1 protein-coding gene is annotated in these 903 nt (G+C 76.7%); it reads left to right on the forward strand.

The annotated features are described in order from the left end of the window. Window positions 1–200: DegV family protein (locus LPA54_RS33115; RefSeq protein WP_228984442.1), on the forward strand; the 200-nt coding region annotated here is incomplete at its 5' end. Window positions 201–903: the final 703 nt, after the last annotated feature.

Here is a 903-nt window from a genome sequence, read left to right on the forward strand (position 1 = left end):
TCGCGGCGGACCGGGCGGGAGGCGCGGAGGTGGACGTCGCCGTCCACCATCTCGCCGCGCCGGAACGCGCCTCCGCCCTGGCCGACCGGCTCCGCACCCGGCTGCCGGGACTGTCCGAGCTGCACGTCAGCGAGGTGGGCGCGGTGATCGGGGCGCACACGGGGCCGGGGCTGCTGGGGGTCGTGGTCTCGTCCCGGTGAGGTTCGGAGCGGGTCGTTCCCCCTCGAACGGGTGACGGCGTTATCCACAACTGAGTGCTCGTCCACGGGTTTCGAGCAAGATCATCGCGCTGGGGCGGCTGTGCCCGACCCTCGTCGCATGGCACTTCGATCACACACACGAACCGCTGTTCCGACGAGTGGTCCGGGGCGCGGGCCTCTGTCCGACGGCCGCGCCTCGCGCAACCGTCACCGTCACCGTCATCGCCGCGGTCGCCCGAGCCGGCCGCGCGCGTGGGCCCGGGACGGTGACCGTGAGGCTCCGGGGGAGGAGATCCGGCGTCGCGCCGAGACGTTGTTCGGCGGGGAGCCTGTGGTGCGCGGCGGGCGTCCGGAGCGGAGGGCGCCGAGCTGGGCGCGGCCGGAGCCGGGGGCGGGTGGCGCGTCAGCGGAAGTGAAGGCCGGGGTGCCGCCTTCGCGGCCGCGTCGGCGGGTCCTGGTGGTGGACCGTCAGGGGGCCGCCGGACACGCGCTGCTGACGAGGCCTCGGGCGGGTGCGAGGCGGCGCGCCTCGGCGGTGGACCGGACGCTGGAGCTGAGGCGGCTGCCGGACCGCGCGGGGGCGCCTCCGGCGGGCGGGGGTACGGATGCGGCCCGTCCGGGGCGGTTCCTCGGCGTCGGGCCGGAGGGAGAGGAGCCGGCCACCTACCCCGTGCGCCTGCCCGCCGCACGCCCTGACCGTGAC

The organism is Streptomyces sp. DH12, from assembly GCF_020873895.1.
GTDB lineage: Bacteria > Actinomycetota > Actinomycetes > Streptomycetales > Streptomycetaceae > Streptomyces.